Genomic DNA, 19,847 nt, shown 5'->3' on the forward strand with positions numbered 1-19,847 from the left:
TTCTGGTTTGGGCCCGAAGTTGTGCTCCAGCTTGCAGCCGCGCATTGCCCCCGAAAACCCTCACCTTTGCACCCCGCGTCGACCATCAGCGGGCGCACGATTCCACTGAATGTCACTGGGAAAGCGGCACTTGCGCGCGATCGCAAAACAAAAAGCGAGTGCCGCGGCACTCGCTCCCGAAAACACTCACCTCAGTGTGCCGCGCACCGCGGCAGCACGTAGGCTGAATGCGTCAAACCTTGCGGCGGCTGCGACGGAACTGGTCGAACAGCACCGCCAGCAGCAGAATCCCGCCGCGAATCAGATACTGATAGAACGTCGGCACATTCAAGAGGCTCATCGCGTCCTGCACCGAGCCCATGATCAGCACGCCGACCAGCACGCCGGAAATCGTCGCGACACCGCCGGTCAACGACACGCCGCCCAGCACGCACGCCGAAATCACACCGAGTTCGAGGCCCACCGACGTCTTCGGATCACCGAGGCTCATCCGTGATGCGAGCATCACGCCGGCAAAACCGGTCACGAGGCCCTGCAGCACGAACACCGTAATCTTGATGCGCGTAACCGGCAAACCCGCCAGCAACGCCGCTTCGCCATTCCCGCCGACCGCCAGCACGTTCTTGCCGAACACGGTCTTGCGCAGCAGGAAGCCGAACAGCACGAAGCCGACGATGTTGCTCCAGATCGGAAACGAAATGCCGAGGAACGACCCGCCACCGAGATCGAAGAAGCGCTCTTCGGAAATCATCACCGCGTCGCCGTTCGATGTGATGTACGCAAGACCGCGCACGACTTCCATCATTGCGAGCGTGACGATCAGCGAGTTGATCTTGTAGCGCGCCACCAGCACGCCGTTCACGAGTCCGACCGCGCCGCCCGCCAGCACACCCCCAGCGACGCCGAGCATCACGCTATGCGTGGCCGTAATCAAGGTTGACGCGGCCACACCCGAAAACGCGACGATCGACGCGACCGACAGGTCGACTTCACCGAGCGCCAGCACGAACATCATCGTCACCGAGATCGAGCCGATCAGCGTGACGGACAGCAACAGGCCCTGCATGTTGCGGGTCGTCAGGAAGTCCGGCACGGTCGCCGACAGCACCGCGAACAGGATGATGAACACCATCACGATGCCGGACTTGTTGATCAGATCCCAGGTGCGTGCGGCGTGCGACGGCGCGCCAGGCTGCGCGGCACGGGTGGCTTGGGTGGTCGGAGTTTGCATGGTCATCTTCATCCAGTGGCGCGCGCTGACCCGCGCGCGATTGCTGTCCGCCGCTCAATGCGGCAGAGCCAGTTTGATCAATTGGTCAGGAGTGGCCTGCGCCTTCGGCAGATCGCCGACAATGCGCCCTTCTTTCATCACCAGCACGCGATCGGCAATGCCGATCACTTCCGCGAGGTCGCTCGATACCACCACGACCGTGCGTCCCGCTTCCGCGAGTTCGTACAGCAATTCGTAGATTTCCGAGCGGGCGCCGACGTCGATACCACGCGTCGGCTCGTCAAGCAGGAAGATGTCGATGCGCTCGGCGAGCCAGCGCGACAGAATCACCTTCTGCTGATTGCCACCCGACAGCGTGCCGATCGCCGTTTCGGTGTTGCGTGTCTTGATCGACAGCTTGTCGATGTACTCGCGCGCGAGATCGCGCTCGCGCCGCGCATTCAACAGGAAGCGCGCCGCGCTGAAATGACGCCGCGCGCTGATATTCAGATTGTCGGCAACCGATGCGATCGCAACGATTCCTTCCTGCTTGCGATCCTCCGGGCACAGCGCGATGCCGGCGCGCACTGCGTCGCGCGGCGTCGAGAATGCAACGCGCTTGCCGTTCAGTTCGACATGGCCTTCGCGCGGCTGCACCGCGCCGTAGATCAGCTTCATCAGTTCGGAGCGCCCTGCGCCGACCAGCCCGAAGAAGCCGACAATCTCGCCCTTCCTCGCGGCAAACGACACTGGCTCCGAGAGCCCCGGCCCGAGCAGGCCCTTCACTTCGAGCTGCACATCGCCGGCCTTGCGCGGCCGGTAGCCGTATACATCCCGAATCGACCGGCCGACCATGCAACTGATCAGCCGGTCGCGATCGAGGTCTGCAACCGATTCGAACGTTTCGATGCGACGCCCGTCACGGAACACCGTCACGCGGTCGCACAGTTCGTAAACTTCATCCATCCGATGCGTCACGTAGATCACCGCGCGGCCCTGCGCGCGCAACGCATTGATGATTCGAAAAAGATTCTCCGTTTCGCGTGCGGACAGCGAACTGGTCGGCTCATCGAACGCGATCACGCGTGCGTCGCGCATCAGCGCCTTGCCAATTTCGATCATCTGCCGCTGCCCGATCGACAGGCGCTTCACTTGCATGTTCGGGTCGATCGATTCGCCGAGGCGCTCGAGCTCGTCCATCGCGCGCTTCACCAGCGTCTTTTCGTCGAGCACGCCGAAGCGGTTCGGCAGTTGCCCGAGCATCAGGTTTTCCGCAACCGTGAGTTCCGGGACGAGATGCAACTCCTGGTAAATGATCGCGATGCCGGCCTCGATCGCCGCCTTGGTCGTCGTGAACTTGTGCTCGACACCCGCGAGGCGCAACGCGCCCGACGCGGGCTGATTCACGCCCGACAGCACCTTCAGAAGCGTCGATTTGCCTGCGCCGTTCTCGCCCATCAGGCCGTGCACTTCACCGCCGCGCACTTCGAACGACACGTTATCGAGCGCCAGCACGCCCGGGAAGCTGACGGAGATTCCGTCGAGTTCCAGGTACGTGCGGCCCTCGGCGCGCGGCCGCGTATGCGGCGCGGCGCCCGTTTCAGCATTGGCCATCATCGTGCATGTTTCCGTTGTTGCATCCCGCAGTACCACGCGTTACGCAAGGCCAGGCCCTGGCGGCCCAGCCTCGCTCGGCTCGCTTAAATACCGAGTTCCGTACGCACGTCCTTCCAGTTTTCGCGCGTCATCAGCTTGCCGGTGGTCTGCGTGTCCGCCGGCGGCTGCTTGCCCGACTTGATCCAGTCGACGAGGTTCTGCGTGCTCTGCTTGCCGTGGTTCGTCGAGCTCACCGCGATCGTGCCGTAGAAGCCCGTCGGTTCCTTCTTCTGGAACTCGGCGAAGGCTTCACCCGCGCCGTTGATGCCGACGCCGATCACATCGGTGCCCGGAATGTGCAACTGCTCGGTCGCGCGCACGCCGCCCAGCACCGACTCTTCGTTCAGCGCGAAGATCACCCACTTCTTGATGTTCGGGTGCTTCGACAGAACCGGCGACGCCGCGTTGAAGCCGCCTTCGTCGTCGGTGGTCTTTTGCGGCGCGTCGAAGATGTTGTCCTTCTTGAAGCCGTTGGCGACCAGCGTTTCGGTTGCGCCGTCGGTGCGCAGCTTCGCGGTCGGCAGCTCATAGTCGGTGATGCGGATCGCGCCGACTTCTTCCGGCTTCCAGCCGCGCTTCTTCATTTCGTCGGAGATCGCCTGGCCAACCTGGTTGCCGATCTTGAACGCGGACATGCCCAGGTGCGGGACGCCGGCGAGCGGCTTGCCGTTCGAATCGACAAGCTGGTCGTCAACCGTCACGAACTTCATGTTGTAGCGCTTTGCACGCGCCTGAATGGCCGGTCCGAGACGCACGTCCGGCGGGCAGATCACGAAGCCCTGCGCGCCTTGCGCACCGAGGTTGTCAATCGCCGCGAGCACCTTCTCGCCGTCGGGCGTGCCGATGTTGACCACCGAGAAGCCTTCCTTCTGGCCCAGCGCGGTCGCTGCCTTCTCTTCGTTGATGAACCATGCCTGCTCCGGCATCTTGACGAGCACGCCGATCTTCAGCGGTGCGTCGGCATGGGCGGACAGCGGCAGCGCGAACGGCGCCGCGCACAGTGCGGCAACCAGCGCGGACAGCGTCAGGCGGCGAATCGGGTTGGTCATGCTTGTCTCCTTCGTAAAGTCGTTACGACCGTAGGTGCGGGTTGATTACTATGACTGCGGTACGCGCGCGCACGTCGACACCCCTCGGTGCGCGCAGCACCGCGTTCTCTCTTGTTACCTGGTGTTGTCCTGCTCAGTCCTCGAAAGGCTCGACTGCCTGGTGGCTGCCGAGCAGGAACGCATCAGCGACGAGACGCAACGGACGCACATCGACGTCCTGCTCGCCGTGATCGATCAGCCACTGAAAACGTTCGTACAGCGCCGGGTATTCGCGTTCGGCCGCGAGGTCGACAGGCTGACCGGCGATCGCAAGGCGCTTGCCGCCTTCCGACAGGAACAGATTGCCGTCGCTCGTCGCCACTTCGATTTCCCATTGCTCGACCGGCCCATACCGCCAGTCGAACGACGCATGCACCGGCACGCCCTGTTCGTCGCTGAAGTCGAGTTCGGCGGCAATCGGCGTTTGGCGGTTGGACGGCACCGACAGCGCGGCGGACTTCAGCACGATTTCGCGCGGCAGAATGCGCGTGACGATCGACAGCGCGTTGATGCCCGGATCGAACACGCCGAGACCGCCCGGCGTCCAGATCCAATCCTGCCCCGGGTGCCAGCGCCGCACATCTTCTTTCCAGCGGACTTCAACCGAGCGTATTGCGCGCTTCGCCAGCCACTCACGCGCGACTTCGACGGCCGGTGAATAGCGCGAATGCCACGTCGCGAAGAGCGTGCGGCCGGCCACACGCGCCATCTCGCGCAGCACTTCCACTTCATGGACACTCGCGCCCGGCGGCTTTTCGAGCATCACATGCTTACCCGCCTTGAGCGCCGCGCGCGCCTGCTCGAAACGCACGTGCGGCGTCGCGCACAGCGATACCGCATCGAGCTCGGGCTCGCCCTGCAGCAATGCGTCGTGGGTCGGATAGTTGCGCACGCCTTCGACCGTCGCGTTGCGGCTCGCGCACGCGACCAGTTCGAAACGGTCGAGCCCCGCGATCGCGGGCAGATGCTGGTCACGCGCGATCTTGCCGACGCCGACGATGGCAATCGAAAGTTTTCTGTTCATATGGGTTAAGCGGTCAATGGCCCCAGCGCAGCGCGAGCGGGTTCGCTTCGCGCGCCAGTTCGAGCAGTTCGGCGCGGGTCGCACCGGACAATGCCTCGAGCGGATGGCGCACCGCATCGCTGCGAATCACGCCACCTTCCATCATGACGGTTTTCGTCGCACGTAACCCGCACTGGCGATTTTCATAGTTGATCAGCGGCAGGATACGCGCGTAGCCGGCGCGCGCCTCGTCACGCCGCCCGGCGCGGAACGCGTCGAACACCGGACGGATCAGGTCCGGCAGCAGCGCGCTCGACATCGTGCCGGTCGCGCCGGCGTCCAGGTCCGGCATCAGCGTAATCGCCTCTTCGCCGTCGAACGGCCCTTCGATCGTGTCGCCGCCGGCTGCGATCAGCGCGCGCAGCTTCGCCGCCGCGCCCGGCACTTCGATCTTGAAGTAGCGCACGAGCGGTAACTCGCGCGCCACGCGCACGAGGAACGGCACCGGCAGCGCAACGCCGCTCAGCGGCGCGTCCTGCACCATCACCGGCACGCCCGCCGCATCGGCGATGCGCGCGAAATGCTCGAACATGGCGCTTTCGTCGACCCGCAGCGTCGCGCCATGATACGGCGGCATCACCATGATCATGCTGGCGCCCGCGGCCACCGCACGCTTCGCTCGCTCGCTCGCGATCTGCGTGCTGAAGTGGCTGCAGGTGGCCATCACCGGCACACGGCCCGCGGTATGCGTAAGACACAGATCAACCAGCGTGTCGCGTTCGGCATCGGTCAGCACGAACTGCTCGGAGTAGTTCGCCAGAATGCAGATGCCGTCGACCTGCTGATCGACCATGCAATCGATCACGCGCCGCTGGCCGTCGAGGTCAAGCTCGCCCGACGCGGTAAACGGCGTCGGCGCGACAGGGAAAAGACCGGAGAAGCGAGGCGAAGTAACCACTATTTGAGACTCCTGTTGTTCTGCCGTGCGCAAACGGGCGCTATATTCTGAATAGCCAAACTATATGCGCGAGTGATGCGTCTAGTGATTAGTGTTTTCCCCCATTCTCGACGCGCAAAAAGTCATTCTATTTGTTCGCGAGTGCGAGTAAATTCTGGATATGTGGCACGTAATATCGTTGACATTTATAACCCTGTGCCAGAATTCGCCCGACTCCGCCATTGTGAAAAGTCTTGCTACAACGCAGCTTGGCTTCGGCGGCCCGCATCGAATATAGTATTACTATATTGTCCAAATCCGAATGGAACACCATGACTGATCAACCCCGCAAGCTCCGCTCGGCCCAGTGGTTCGGCACGGCCGACAAGAACGGCTTCATGTACCGCAGCTGGATGAAAAACCAGGGCATTCCGGACCACGAATTCGAAGGTAAGCCGATCATCGGCATCTGCAATACGTTCTCCGAACTCACGCCCTGCAATGCGCACTTTCGCAAGCTCGCTGAGCACGTCAAGCGCGGCGTGTTCGAAGCGGGCGGCTTCCCGGTCGAATTCCCGGTGTTCTCGAATGGCGAGTCGAACCTGCGGCCCACCGCGATGTTCACGCGCAACCTCGCGAGCATGGACGTCGAAGAATCGATCCGCGGCAATCCGCTCGATGCCGTCGTGCTGCTCGCCGGCTGCGACAAGACCACGCCCGCGCTGCTGATGGGCGCGGCCAGCTGCGACGTGCCGGCCATTCTGGTGACCGGCGGGCCGATGCTCAACGGCAAGCATCATGGCCGCGACATCGGTTCGGGCACCGTCGTCTGGCAACTCTCCGAGCAGGTTAAGGCCGGCAAGATTTCGATTCACGAATTCATGTCCGCCGAAGCGGGCATGTCGCGGTCGGCCGGCACCTGCAACACGATGGGCACCGCGTCGACGATGGCGTGCATGGCCGAAGCGCTCGGCGTGACGCTGCCGCACAACGCGGCGATTCCCGCGGTCGACGCGCGCCGCTATGTGCTTGCGCATCTGTCCGGCATGCGCATCGTCGAGATGGCGCTGCAAGACTTGCGGCTGTCAAAGCTGCTCACGCGCGAAGCATTCGAGAACGCGATCCGCGCGAACGCGGCAATCGGCGGCTCGACCAACGCGGCGATTCACCTGAAGGCGATCGCCGGGCGCATCGGTGTCGATCTTGCGCTCGACGACTGGACGCGCGTCGGCCGCGGCACGCCGACCATCGTCGACCTGCAGCCTTCGGGCCGCTTCCTGATGGAGGAGTTCTATTACGCGGGCGGCCTGCCTGCCGTGCTGCGCCGTCTCGGCGAAGCCGGCCTGCTGCCGCATCCGGACGCGCTGACGGCTAACGGCCGCACGCTATGGGAGAACGTCAAGGAAGCGCCGAACTATAACGAAGAAGTGATCCGCCCGCTCAACAATCCGCTCGTCACCGATGGCGGCCTGTGCGTGCTGCGCGGCAACCTCGCGCCGAATGGTGCAGTGCTCAAGCCGTCGGCGGCAACGCCCGCGCTGCTCAAGCATCGCGGCCGCGCGGTCGTGTTCGAGAACTTCGACGACTACAAGAAGCGCATCGTCGACCCGGATCTCGAAGTCACCGCGGACTCGGTGCTCGTGATGAAGAATTGCGGCCCGAAGGGCTACCCCGGCATGGCTGAAGTCGGCAACATGGGCCTGCCGCCGAAGCTCCTCGCACAGGGCGTGACCGACATGGTGCGGGTGTCCGACGCGCGGATGAGCGGCACCGCATACGGCACCGTGGTGCTGCACGTCGCGCCCGAAGCACGGGCGGGCGGGCCGCTGGCGGTCGTGCGCAACGGTGACTGGATCGAGCTCGATTGCGAAGCGGGCCGGCTGCACATCGACATTGACGACAAGGAAATGGCCGCGCGCCTTGCCGCATGGAAGGAAGCGCAGACGCGCAACCCGAAGGATGCGAGCGGCTATCGGAACCTGTACGTCGAGCATGTGCTGCAAGCCGACGAAGGCTGCGACTTCGACTTCCTGGTCGGCTGCCGCGGCGCGGAGGTGCCGCCGCACTCGCACTAAGCATGCGATTGGGCCGTCAGGCCCTTTTCCCTTCTGGGACTTTCCGCATGAAGCCGGCGCGATGGTTGCGCCGGCAAGCATCTTCCCGGCGCGCGCCGGCAGCTCAGCCGAGGCCGCGCGCCGCCAGCCCGAGAATCGAATTGGCGTCCGCGCGCGCGTTCTCGAGCTGGACAAGGCTCGCCTGCCGCGCGCCGAGCGCATCGCGATTCAGGATCGCGGTCAGAATCGCCTTATGGCGCGGCAGCGACAACGCGTGGGTATCCGGGTGACGGCTCGTCAGCTTGATCGACTCCGATAGCGCGAGCGACATCATGTTGCCGATGTACGCGAGCATGTCGTTGTGCGTTGCAGCCATGATCGCGCGGTGAAATTCAAGGTCCGGCTCAAGCAGCGCGCCCGCGTTCTGCGCGTGTTCCATACGGTCATACGCCGAACCGATTCGCTCGAGGTCTTCGTCGGTCGCAGCGGTCGCCGCGAGCGCGGCCGCCGCGGGTTCAATGATGCGGCGCACCGTCATCAGCGCGAGGAAGAACTCGCCTTCAGGGATGTTATTGAGCGTCCAGTACAACACGTCCGGATCGAGCATGTGCCACTCTTCGCGCGCACGCACGATACTTCCGACACGCGGCTTCGAAATGACGAGCCCCTTCGCGACCAGCACGCGCGTCGCCTCGCGCAAAACCGGGCGGCTCACACCGTACTGTTCACAGAGTGTGGCCTCGGCCGGCAGCCGCTCGCCCGGCTTCAACCGTCCGCTGACGATCTCGATGCCGAGTTCCTGCACGATCCGGGCGTGCATGCTTTTTCGCTTCTGGAGGTGCCGATAGTCCATTGCCGTTTGTATTCGAAGCCGCTGAGGGCGGACTTTTGTGCGCGGAGCAGGTTGCGGCGAAACCGCCGTAGGCCGGCGTTCAGGTCCGGCCCGCAGGGGGCTGAGCAAGCATAGCATGTGCACCGCTGTATTGGCCGGGTTCGCTTCTTGCTTTTTTGTCAGCATAGCGGAAGATACCCGCCGTTTTAGCGAGGACACGACGATGAAACGAAAATTCTTCGCTGTACTGCTGGCATTCATTGCCATGGGAAGCAGCGTGACGTTTGCGGCGTCGCAAGACGACGAGGACAAGGCGTGCCGTAGCGATGCGTTCCGGCTTTGTTCATCGGAAATTCCGGACAGGGACAAGATCGAGGCGTGCATGAAACAGCACTACGATCAGCTATCGCCGCAGTGCAAGAAGGTATTCCAGTCATCGTCGTCGGACAGCGGCAAATAAGCGCAACATGAGTGTCACCCAGCGAAACGAATGCGCCGCCTATTGCGGCGCACGCCGGCGTTCAACAGGAGGATGTACCCATGAAGATCTCGTCTCTCCACACACTGTCTGCATGGATCGCTGGGGCCGCGCTAGCGGTCGGCATGGCGGCAAACGCCGTTGCGCAGGACGCGCAGACTGACGGTTCGCAAGGCGGCGCCGCGATGCAGCCGGCCACCCCGCCGGCGACCGCCGCCAGCCTGACCAAGGCGCAACGCAAGGCGGCACAAAAAGAGGCTCGCAAGGAAGCGCGCGCCAAACGCAACGCGGAGCTCAAACAGCTGGAAGACGCGGGCTACTCGCCGGCCCGCGATGATCCGAATTACCCGCAAGACCTGCAGAATGCGCAGAAAAAGGCCGGCATCGGCCAGGGTTCGGGCCAATAGCGGGCAATCACAGCCCATAGCAGACGCGCCGTGGCCCACATACCGTAAGCCACGCCGTCGAGGCGGTGACCACGCTGCGCTCGAAATGCACGCGAGTGGGACGTCTATGTGATACTTCCGACGCTCGATCGCGGGGTTTCGTCCGTTGCATTGCGACATCCGGCCCCCGGTAGACGACAATCCGACAAGCGTAGCCTTCCAGTCAAAAATGCCGATTCAACTAGAACAAGCAGACGGGAATCCCGACCGGACGGCGGCCGTCGCAACCGTCGACCCGACCCACTTCCGGCGCATTATCCGGCGCAACATCGCGCTGCCGCTGGCGGTCGGGCTCGCGATGATTGCCGTGTTCGTCGCGCTGATCGCTTACCTCGTGTCGACGGTGAACTGGGTCGAGCATTCCGAGCGTGTGATCGGCAACGGGAATGAATTGATGCGTCTCGCGGTCGATCGGGAATCCGCGCTGCGCGGCTTCCTGCTGACCGGCGACGACTCGTTTCTCGCGCCCTATCAGGCGGGACAGCCACGCTTCCAGGCACAGATCGCCGAGCTGACCGACCTCGTATCGGACAATCCCGCGCAGATCGACCGCCTGAAGCGTATTGAGACCATTCAGATGCGCTGGAACACGTACGCGCAGCAGATGATCGACCTCGAGCGCAAGCATCAGAACGTCACCGACGTGATCGCCGCCGGACGCGGCAAGGCCGAATTCGACGAGACACGCCGGATCTTCGGCGAGTTTCTCGACACCGAGCAGGCGCTACGGCAACAACGCTCGGACGCGGCGCGCAGCCTGACCGGCATGACCGTGGCCGTATTCCTCGTGTTCAGCCTATGCATCAGCGGACTGCTCGCGTTTCGCGGGCGCCGCGATCTGCTCAACCTGTCCGCGAACTACGACGCGGTGCTGCAGCAGCAGGTCGCGTATTCGCAGCAGTTGCAGCAGCAGGTGTGGCTGCGTTCGGGCCAGCGGCTGCTCGCGGAAAGGGTCGTCGGCCAGGCGACGTCGCCGCTCGTCGGACGCGCGATACTCGAATTCCTCGCGCAGTACCTCGATGTCGTCGTCGCCGCGCTTTATGTGCGCGACCGGATCAACGGTGAATTGCGACGTATCGCCACCTACGGCTTCAGCGCGGAAAGCGAACAGGCGGTGCGCAACTTCCACGAAGGCGAAAGCCTCGTTGGCCAGGCGGCCGCTTCGCGTCGGACGATCGTGCTGCAGCCGGTGCCCGACAACTACATCAAGGTCGTGTCGGGCACCGGCGCGAGCGCGCCTGCCAGCGTGATCGTGCAGCCGATCGAAAACGACGGTGTCGTCAATGGCATCGTCGAGATGGGCTTCATGCGCACTGCCTCGGCGCGCGACCAGGAATTCCTGCAACTGGTGTCGAACAGCATGGGCGACTTCATCGAAGCGGCGCTGTATCGCGAGCGCCTGCAGGATGCACTCGCCGAAACGCAGCAGCTCAACGAAGAATTGCAGGTCCAGCAGGAAGAGTTGCGCGTGTCGAACGAAGGACTCGAAGAACGCGGCCGCGCGCTCATCGAATCGCAGACGCGACTCGAAGCCCAGCAAGCGGAACTCGAACAGACCAACGTGCAGCTTGAGGAATACGCGCAGCGGCTCGAGCGGCAGAAGGCCGAACTGCTCACCGCTCAGGACGAACTCGCCGCGAACGCCGCGCGGCTCGAACAATCGAGCCGCTATAAGTCGGAGTTCCTTGCGAACATGTCGCACGAGCTGCGCACGCCGCTCAACAGCTCGCTGATTCTCGCGAGACTGCTGCAGGAAAACCGTCATGGCAATCTGACCGACGAACAGGTGCGCTATGCGGAGACCATTCACGCATCGAATAGCGACCTGCTCGTGCTGATCAACGACATCCTCGATCTGTCGAAGGTCGAGGCCGGACAGATCACGATCGAGCCTCGTGCGGTGCCGATCGACGCGTTGCTGCAGTCGCTGCGCGAAATGTTCGAGCCGATGGCGGCCGCAAGGCACTTGCAGTTCTCCGCGCAACGCTCGCCCGGCGCGCCGGACACCATCGTGACCGACGGCCAGCGTCTCACGCAGATTCTGCGCAACCTGCTATCGAATGCGCTGAAGTTTACCGAGCAAGGCGAAGTCGCGCTCGATATCGCCGCGGACGAGCCAGGCATGCTGCGCATCGATGTGCGTGACACCGGCATCGGCATCGCCGCGGACAAGCTCGATATGATTTTTGACGCGTTCCAGCAGGCGGACGGGTCGACGAGCCGCCAATATGGCGGCAGCGGTCTCGGCCTGTCGATTTCGCGCGAGTTCGCGCGGCTGCTCGGCGGACGTATCGGCGTGGTCAGCGAGCCGGGCCGCGGCAGCGTGTTCACGGTGTGGCTGCCGACCGAGTTTTCGGCGCGGGCCGCTGCCGAACTGGCGCAAACCGCGCCGGCGCCCACCAGCCCTCTGCGTGCCGTGGCCGCCACGGAGGGCACGTCCAACGTCCCCGCGGCGCTCGCGCGAGCCAGCGCGCGAAACGCGACCACACCGGAAAGCGCGCGCACTGCATTGGCTTCGTCGGACACATCCGCCAGCACGCTAACCGCCGCACCGAGCGCCGCACCTCGCGCCACGCGTACAACCGGCGGTCTGCGCGCGGAACCGGCGCCGCAGCCTGTCGACGACGACCGCCACCAGCGCAAACACGACAACCGCCTGATTCTCGCGATCGAGGATGAACCGGCGTTTGCCGAAATCCTGCGCGACCTCGCGCATGAGCTCGACTTCGATTTCGTGCACGCGACCGACGCGGCAAGCGGCGTCGCGATGGTGCGCGATATGCAGCCCACCGCGGTGCTGCTCGACGTCGGGCTGCCGGACCGCTCGGGTCTCACCGTGCTCGAATGGCTGAAAAATGATCCGGCGACGCGGCATATCCCGATCCATATCGTGTCGGCCACCGATCACGCCGAAAAGGCACTGCATCTGGGCGCGGTCGGCTATACGCTGAAGCCCACCGCGCGCACGACACTCGAGGCCGCGATCCGCCGCCTCGAAACGCGCTTGCAGCAGCATATGAAACGGGTGCTCGTGATCGAAGACGACCCCGCGATGCGCGAAAGCATTCGCGCGCTGCTGCGCAGCGACAGCACGGAGATCATCGCCGTTGCGACGCTCGCGGCTGCACTCGAACAGCTGGACGGTACGCCCTTCGATTGCGTGGTCACCGACCTCGCGTTGCCGGACGGCACCGGCTACGATCTGCTCGAACGGATGGCCGCGGATACGGCGCTTCAGACATTGCCCGTGATCGTCTATACCGGCCGCATGCTGTCTGGCGACGAAGAACACCGACTGCGGCGCTATTCGAAGTCGATCATCATCAAGGGCGCGAAGTCGCCCGAACGGCTGCTCGACGAAGTGACGCTATTTCTGCATAGCGTCGAATCGTCGCTCGCGCCGGAACAGCAGCGCATGCTGCGCACCGTGCGCCAGCGCGACAATGCATTCGAAGGCCGCACGATCCTGCTCGCCGAAGACGACGTGCGCAATATCTTCGCGCTGTCGCACGTGATCGAGCCGCTCGGCGCGAAGCTCGAAATCGCCCGTAATGGACGCGAAGTGCTCGACCTGCTCGAAAAAGGCGTCGAAGTGGACCTGGTGCTGATGGACATCATGATGCCGGAGATGGACGGCCTGACCGCGACCGCGCAGATTCGCGCGAATCCGCGCTTCGCGCAACTGCCGGTCATCGCGCTGACCGCGAAGGCGATGGCGCACGACCGGATGAGCTGCCTTGAAGCGGGCGCCGACGACTACATCTCGAAGCCGATCGACGTCGACAAGCTGATCTCGCTATGCCGCGTATGGCTGCGGCAACGATAGCCGTGTAAGCGCGGCAGGGAGCCGAACCCGATGACCCGTTCGTTCTACGAGCTATCACCGCAGCGGATGCGCGATTTCGACATCGAGCTGACGCTGCTGCTCGAAGCGATCTATCTGAAGTATCAGCACGACTTCCGCCACTACGCGATGTCGTCGGTGCGGCGCCGTCTCACCCAGGCGCTCGAAGAATTCGACGTACTCACGCTGTCGCAGTTGCAGGACCGCATCATCCGCAGTGAAGCGGACTTCAACCGGCTCTTCCATTACCTGACGGTGCAGGTCAGCGACATGTTCCGCGACCCGCCCTACTTTCGTGCGCTGCGCGAACACGTGCTGCCGTTGCTGCAAACCTATCCGTCCATCAAGGTGTGGGTGGCCGGCTGCAGCACCGGCGAGGAATTGTGGTCGCTCAAGATTCTGTTCGATGAGGCGGGGCTGACCGAGCGTACGCTGTTCTACGCGACAGACATCAGCCCGGAAGCGCTTGCGCGCGCCGAAGCGGGTATTTACGCGCTCGACCGGATCGCCGGCTTCACTCGCAACTATCTCGCATCGGGCGGCAAGCATTCGCTGTCCGATTACTATCATGCGGCGTATGGCGGCGCGCGCTTCGCCGGTTCGCTGAAAGAGCGCGTGGTGTTCGCCGACCATAGCCTGTCGACCGACGAAGTGTTTCTTGAAGCGCATCTGGTTTCGTGCCGCAACGTGCTGATCTATTTCGATCGCGGCTTGCAGGACCGCGCGCTCGGGCTGTTCGAGCGGTCGCTCGTGCGGCGCGGATTTTTAGGGCTCGGCAGCAAGGAAAGTCTGCGCTTTTCGAACCATTACAGCGGATTCGACGAGTTTCGTGAACGCGAACGGATCTACCAGAAACGCTAGATGCGACGCTAAGCGCGGCACGAACTGCACTATCCCCTATCGACTGAACAGGACCTGTATGCGAGACGACCGAGACAGCGCCGCCGCCCCGCCCTCAGCGCCCTATTCCGCGCGCGTGTTCGACGCACTCGTGCTCGGTGGATCGGCGGGCTGCACCGAAGTGATGAGCCAGCTACTGGCCGCGCTACCCGCCGATTTCGCGCTGGCTGTGCTGGTGGTTTCGCACCTGCCTGCCGATACGCCCAGCTATCTGCTCGAAACACTCAGCTACCGCTGCGCGCTGCCCGTCATCGAACCGGACTCCGGCGAAGCGGTCGTCGCCGGGCGCGTGCATATCGCGCCGCCCGGCTATCACATGCTGGTCGACGACGATCGGTCGATCGTATTGTCGGTGGACGCGTCGGTGCGCTTTTCACGGCCGTCGATCGACGTGCTATTCGAATCGGCTGCGCATGCGTTCGCGTCGGGGTTGCTTGGCATCCTGCTGTCGGGCGCCAATGATGACGGTACACACGGTCTGGAAGTGATCCGCGCGCTGGGTGGCGTCGCGTGGGTGCAGGACCCGCAAACCGCAAGCTCGGCCACCATGCCGCGCGCCGCGATCGCTCGGGGAGCGGTCGACGACGTGCTTTCTCCCACTCTCATGGCCCAGCGGCTCGCCGCACTGCCGGCCTCCACGTAACATGACGCCATGGCGCATCCACCAGTCAACATCCTGATCGTCGACGACATCGCACATAACATCACGGCGCTCGAAGCGTTGCTGTCACGGCCGGGCGTCAAAGTGCTGGTCGCGCATTCGGGTACCGCGGCGCTGGACCTGCTGCTCAAACACGATGCCGCGCTCGCGATTCTCGACGTCAACATGCCCGGCATGAGCGGCTTCGAGCTCGCGTCGCTGATGCGCGGCAGTCCGCGCACGTCGCATGTGCCGATCATCTTTCTGACCGCAACGGCGGAGGATGCATCGCGCACCTTTCGCGGCTACGAAGCGGGCGCGGTCGACTTTCTGCATAAGCCATTCGATCCGCGCATTCTTCAATCGAAAGTCGATGTGTTCGTCCAGCTCGAACAGCACAAGCGGCGACTCGCCGACCAGCTGCTCGCGACACGGCAGCTGCTCGAATCGAATGAAATGCTGATGGCCGTGCTCGGCCACGATCTGCGCACGCCCCTGGGCACCGTGCTCGCGTCCGCCGAATATCTGGCGCGCAACGCGGCGGACAAGCAGGCGTGCACCGTCGCAAACCGCATCAGGAACAGCACGCTGCGCATGTCGCGGATGGTGCACCAGTTGTTGAATCTCGCACGGCTGCAAGGCGGCCGCATGCCGCTCGAACCGCGCCCGACTGATCTGGCGGCGCTGTGCCGGTCGGTCATCGAAGAGTTCGCCACGCAGGAAGGCGTCGAGCGGATCGCGGTCGATGCCCGTGGTGATTGCAGCGGTGCCTGGGATACCGATCTGCTGTGGCAGGCCATTTCGAATCTGATCAGCAATGCGTTGCATCATGGCGCGCAGGACGGCGGCATCGCCGTCGATATCGATGGCGGCGACGCGCAACACATTACGCTGAAGATTACGAACCGCGGCGCGATTCCGCCAAACGTGATGCCGCATCTGTTCGAAGCATTCGGCAGCACAACGGCCGACCGGCGCGCAACAGGCAGCCACCCGGCGGACGGCCGCCTTCGCGAAGGGCTCGGACTCGGCCTGCATATCGTGCGTACGATCGTGCACATGCATGGCGGTAAGGTCTGCGGCACATCGGACGCGGAGCACGGCACCGTATTCGCGATCGAATTGCCACGCACGGCAGATCACGGAACAACACGCTAGCGGAATGGCCACGCCGGCGTTGCAAAAACCGCGCGGTTTCACCTTCGCGGGCGCGAACCGCACTACAATGCTTGCCGATCCGTTCGACGTGCCGCGCGATGTCGCCGCGCGGTTTATCGCGTGCTTCGCAGTTTGTCCGCTTTCAACATGCTCACCCGTTCATCACGATTCGCGCGCGCGCTGCTGCCCGGGCTCGCCGTCACGCTTGCCGCGTGTTCATCGACGCCCAAACCGAAGTTGCAGGACGAGTTCCTCAGCAACGATGCGAGCCCATTCATGCGCACATTCGACGTGTCGAGCGCGCAGGCGTGTGAATCCGCGCGGCGCGCGCTGCTCAGCCAGGGTTACATGACGACGCTCGCGCGGCCCGACACCGTCGACGCGACGAAAAACTTCCAGCCCGCCAGCGACTCGCATTACACGGTCGAGTTTCATGTCGTGTGCACAGCCGGCGACAACGCGACGAACTCGAGCGTGATCTATGCGAACGCGGTGCAAAACGGCTATGCGCTGAAGAAAAGCGATACGTCGGCCAGCGTCGGCTTAAGCATCCTCGGCTCGCTGTCGCTGCCGATCCGCTCGAATAGCGATGCGATGGTCAAAACCTCGAGCGAGACGATCCAGGCTGGCAAGTTCTACGATCGATTCTTCGATCTCGTCGGACGATATCTGCAGACCACGGTGCTGAGTGCGCCTGTGCCGAGCGAATCGGTCGACACGAAGTCACTGCCGGACGATCCATTGCCACTGCCGGCGCCGGCGCTCGTCGCGGCGCCCGCGACCGTGATTCCGGCGCCTGTGGCCACGCTCCCGATGACCGCAACACCGGCGGCAGCGCTGCCTGCGACGGCCGCACCCGCAGCGGCGACCGCAGCGGTCACACACGCTGCGACAACTGCGGCGACCGCGAACGCTGCGGCGTCGGACAGCGCAGCCGCCGCCGCGCCTGTCACGGCGTCCGATGCCGTGATCCTGCCGGGTATGGCGACGCATCGACTGGAGCCTGCCGCGGATCGCGCGGCCACCGCTGCGCCTGCGTCCAGTCCTGCGATCGTGCCGCAGACGCAGTAAGCGCAACGCGACTCACCGCGCGCGGCGTCAACCATCGTTCAGTCGGTCGCGCTGCGCTCCGGCGCGGCCGCGTGCGGCCGCTCGCCGGCCGTCCCCGAATGCTCGCGAATCAAGTCGATCAGCGCCCGCAGCGCCGCCGGCACATGCCGCCGCCCCGGATAGTACAAACACAGACCGTCAAACGGCGGCGTCCAGTCCTCCAGTACGCGCTGCAGTGTGCCGGCCTTCAGATCAGCGCCAATCGTCCATTCGGTCAGGTACGTCACCCCCAACCCGGCGCGCGCGGCCGACAGCATCAGGTCGGGATCGTCGAGCGTGATCGCGCCTTTCACGTCGACCGCAAACGCCTCGCCGTGCCGCTCGAATTCCCAGTGATACATCGCACCGCTCGGCATCCGCGTGCGTATGCAGCGATGCGCAACGAGATCGGCTGGCGTGCGCGGCGGCGGATGCCGCTCGAAATACGCAGGGCTCGCCGCCACCGCGAAACGCAGCATCGGGCCAAACGGCACCGCGATCATGTCTTGCGGCACCGACTCCGCAAGCCGGATGCCGGCGTCGAAACCTTCGACAACGATGTCGATCATCCGGCCTTCGGTGACGAGGTCGAACTTCATCTCCGGGTAGCGGCGCATGAAATCGATGAAGATCGGCATCGCCTGGCGTGCCCCGCCTGACGATGTATTGATGCGCAACGTGCCGGAAGGCGTATCGCGGTAGCTGCCCGCCTGTTCGAGCGCCGTGCGGATTGTCGATAGCGCGGGCGCGATGCTGTCGACGAACTGGGCGCCGGCTTCCGACAGCGCGACGCTACGCGTGGTACGGTTAAAAAGCCGCACGCCGATGCGCGCCTCGAGCGCCGCCACGGCGTGGCTCAGTGCCGACTTCGATACGCCGAGCTCGGTGGCCGCCACGCGGAAGCTGCGATGCCGCGCCACCGCCAATACGGCTTCCAGTTCGCCCAGGCCGGATGTTTCCATTGTCCTAAATTCCTCAACAGCACATCCTTGATTATATGGCTAGTCAGGCCAACGTCGCAGCACTATCTTGATGGCTTGTTGTAAACCTTCAGGAGCTTCCCCTTCATGCAGCAGATCGACCGGATTTATATCGACGGAGCATTTGTCACGCCGCACGGCGAAGAAATGTTCGACCTGTTCAACCCCGCGACCGAACAGGTGATTGGCCGCGTCCGTCTCGCGGACGAACACGATGCGAACCGCGCGGTCGCTGCGGCAAAACGCGCGTTCGTGTCGTTTTCGCGGACCAGCAAAAGCGAACGGCTCGACATGCTGGAAAGCATGGCCGGTGCGCTGGCAGCACGCGAAGACGATCTCTATGAGGCAATCGTCGAGGAATACGGCTCACCGGTTTCCCGCGCACGCTGGATGGCGCAATTCGCAGCGGCCTCGGCCATCGAGGTGGCGAAGACCTTGCGTCAATACGATTTCACGCGGCGGATTAACGCCAGTGACATCGTTATGCAGCCGGTCGGCGTCGCCGGAATGATCACGCCATGGAACGCCAATGGGCACTTCATCAGCAACAAGCTCGCGACCGCGATCGCGGCAGGCTGCACGGCCGTCATCAAGCCGAGCGAGATGAGTGCGATCCAGACGCAGATCGTGACCGAGGCGCTGCACGCGGCGGGCTTGCCGGCCGGCGTGTTCAACATCGTCACGGGCCGCGGCGACGTGGTGGGCGCGACGATCAGCGCGCATCCGGACATCGCGAAAATTTCGTTCACCGGCTCGACGGTAGTCGGCAAGGCGATCCTGCGCGCCGGTGCTGAGACGCTCAAACGCATCACGCTGGAACTGGGCGGCAAATCACCGTTCGTCGTTCTCGACGACGCGAATTTCGCTGAAACGGTGCCGCTTGCGCTGCAGGCAGGGTTTATGAACAACGGCCAGGCGTGCATCGCGGGCACGCGCATTCTGGTGCCGCAACAGCGCGTCGCCGAATTCGAGGCGCTCATTCGCGCCGCCGTTGAAAAGACCCAATCTGGCGATCCGCGCGATCCGGCAACCGTGATCGGGCCGATGGTCAGCGAGAAGCAGTGGCACCGGGTGCAACGCTATATCCGCGTCGGCATCGACGAAGGCGCGCGTCTGTTGACGGGCGGCGAAGGGCGGCCCGACGGGCTTAAGTCGGGCTGGTTCGTGCGGCCTACCGTGTTCACCGACGTGCGTAACGATATGACCATCGCGCGAGAGGAAATCTTCGGGCCGGTGCTGTCGATCATTGCGTATCGCGATCTGGAAGATGCGATCGCCATTGCAAACGACACGACCTATGGGCTGCAGGCCTATGTGATGTCGTCCGATCCGGCACGGGCGCGCGAGGTCGGCGCGCGCATCGATGCGGGCCGCGTGATGATCAACGCGCTGACGCACGACCCGGCGGTGCCATTCGGCGGATTCAAGCAGTCTGGGATCGGTCGCGAACTCGGGACACTGGGTCTGGAGGCGTATCTGGAGCCGAAAGCGATGATGGGCGTGGTTTAAGCGGCACGGTGCGATGTGCAGGC

Annotated in this window: 16 protein-coding genes; 9 read left to right on the forward strand and 7 right to left on the reverse strand. The window is 63.9% G+C overall.

All coding sequences use genetic code 11. The features are described from left to right. Positions 1-232: 232 nt before the first annotated feature. The 5 genes from araH to HV796_RS13060 form a co-directional block, all read right to left on the reverse strand. Positions 233-1,231 carry an L-arabinose ABC transporter permease AraH gene (gene araH, locus HV796_RS13040; RefSeq protein ID WP_175226900.1) on the reverse strand — a complete coding sequence of 333 codons (999 nt, stop codon included), beginning with the start codon at positions 1,229-1,231 and terminating at the stop codon, positions 233-235. A gap of 54 nt (positions 1,232-1,285) precedes the next feature. Next, the gene (gene araG / locus HV796_RS13045) at positions 1,286-2,824 is read right to left on the reverse strand and encodes an L-arabinose ABC transporter ATP-binding protein AraG (protein WP_246355847.1); all 1,539 of its coding nucleotides are present in this window, start codon (positions 2,822-2,824) and stop codon (positions 1,286-1,288) included. Between the two features lie 86 nt (positions 2,825-2,910). Continuing rightward, on the reverse strand, positions 2,911-3,915 hold the full coding sequence (locus HV796_RS13050) for an arabinose ABC transporter substrate-binding protein (RefSeq protein ID WP_175226901.1): 1,005 nt from the start codon (positions 3,913-3,915) through the stop codon (positions 2,911-2,913). Between the two features lie 133 nt (positions 3,916-4,048). Then, complete coding sequence (locus HV796_RS13055; protein WP_175226902.1) at positions 4,049-4,978, reverse strand: Gfo/Idh/MocA family protein; 930 nt, start codon at positions 4,976-4,978, stop codon at positions 4,049-4,051. 13 nt (positions 4,979-4,991) lie between these two features. Continuing rightward, on the reverse strand, positions 4,992-5,915 hold the full coding sequence (locus HV796_RS13060) for a dihydrodipicolinate synthase family protein (RefSeq protein WP_217477903.1): 924 nt from the start codon (positions 5,913-5,915) through the stop codon (positions 4,992-4,994). 311 nt (positions 5,916-6,226) lie between these two features. Between HV796_RS13060 and HV796_RS13065 the strand changes: the two genes are divergently transcribed. Further along, positions 6,227-7,969 carry an IlvD/Edd family dehydratase gene (locus HV796_RS13065; protein ID WP_175226903.1) on the forward strand — a complete coding sequence of 581 codons (1,743 nt, stop codon included), beginning with the start codon at positions 6,227-6,229 and terminating at the stop codon, positions 7,967-7,969. Positions 7,970-8,072: 103 nt separating this feature from the next. Here HV796_RS13065 and HV796_RS13070 read toward each other — a convergent pair whose 3' ends face one another. Further along, a complete protein-coding gene (locus HV796_RS13070; RefSeq protein WP_175226904.1) occupies positions 8,073-8,801 on the reverse strand; it encodes a FadR/GntR family transcriptional regulator in 729 nt (242 codons plus the stop codon). Positions 8,802-9,003: 202 nt separating this feature from the next. On the opposite strand from HV796_RS13070, the gene HV796_RS13075 reads away from it, so the two are divergent. The 7 genes from HV796_RS13075 (at position 9,004) to HV796_RS13105 (ending at position 17,317) form a co-directional block, all read left to right on the forward strand. Next, positions 9,004-9,240: a hypothetical protein gene (locus HV796_RS13075; RefSeq protein ID WP_175226905.1), complete on the forward strand. Its 237-nt coding sequence runs from the start codon at positions 9,004-9,006 to the stop codon at positions 9,238-9,240. Between the two features lie 80 nt (positions 9,241-9,320). Further along, on the forward strand, positions 9,321-9,665 hold the full coding sequence (locus HV796_RS13080; protein WP_175226906.1) for a hypothetical protein: 345 nt from the start codon (positions 9,321-9,323) through the stop codon (positions 9,663-9,665). Positions 9,666-9,873: 208 nt separating this feature from the next. Then, positions 9,874-13,530, forward strand: a complete 3,657-nt coding sequence (locus HV796_RS13085) for a response regulator (RefSeq protein ID WP_175226907.1) — start codon at positions 9,874-9,876, stop codon at positions 13,528-13,530. A gap of 30 nt (positions 13,531-13,560) precedes the next feature. Then, the gene (locus tag HV796_RS13090) at positions 13,561-14,409 is read left to right on the forward strand and encodes a CheR family methyltransferase (protein WP_175226908.1); all 849 of its coding nucleotides are present in this window, start codon (positions 13,561-13,563) and stop codon (positions 14,407-14,409) included. A gap of 58 nt (positions 14,410-14,467) precedes the next feature. Continuing rightward, positions 14,468-15,091 (forward strand): chemotaxis protein CheB, encoded by a 624-nt coding sequence (locus tag HV796_RS13095; RefSeq protein ID WP_175226909.1) that lies wholly within the window; start codon positions 14,468-14,470, stop codon positions 15,089-15,091. Between the two features lie 9 nt (positions 15,092-15,100). Then, a complete protein-coding gene (locus HV796_RS13100) occupies positions 15,101-16,246 on the forward strand; it encodes a hybrid sensor histidine kinase/response regulator (RefSeq protein ID WP_175226910.1) in 1,146 nt (381 codons plus the stop codon). A 147-nt stretch (positions 16,247-16,393) separates the two neighbouring features. Continuing rightward, positions 16,394-17,317, forward strand: coding sequence for a DUF2242 domain-containing protein (locus HV796_RS13105; protein WP_175226911.1), 924 nt, complete (start codon positions 16,394-16,396; stop codon positions 17,315-17,317). Positions 17,318-17,355: 38 nt separating this feature from the next. On the opposite strand, the gene HV796_RS13110 is transcribed toward HV796_RS13105, so the two are convergent. After that, the gene (locus tag HV796_RS13110; RefSeq protein WP_175226912.1) at positions 17,356-18,297 is read right to left on the reverse strand and encodes a LysR family transcriptional regulator; all 942 of its coding nucleotides are present in this window, start codon (positions 18,295-18,297) and stop codon (positions 17,356-17,358) included. Between the two features lie 105 nt (positions 18,298-18,402). Here HV796_RS13110 and HV796_RS13115 point away from each other — a divergent pair, with 105 nt between their 5' ends. Next, positions 18,403-19,824 carry an aldehyde dehydrogenase family protein gene (locus tag HV796_RS13115; RefSeq protein WP_175226913.1) on the forward strand — a complete coding sequence of 474 codons (1,422 nt, stop codon included), beginning with the start codon at positions 18,403-18,405 and terminating at the stop codon, positions 19,822-19,824. Positions 19,825-19,847 lie beyond the last annotated feature (23 nt).

Source organism: Paraburkholderia humisilvae, assembly GCF_902859855.1.
GTDB classification, from domain to species: Bacteria; Pseudomonadota; Gammaproteobacteria; order Burkholderiales; family Burkholderiaceae; genus Paraburkholderia; species Paraburkholderia humisilvae.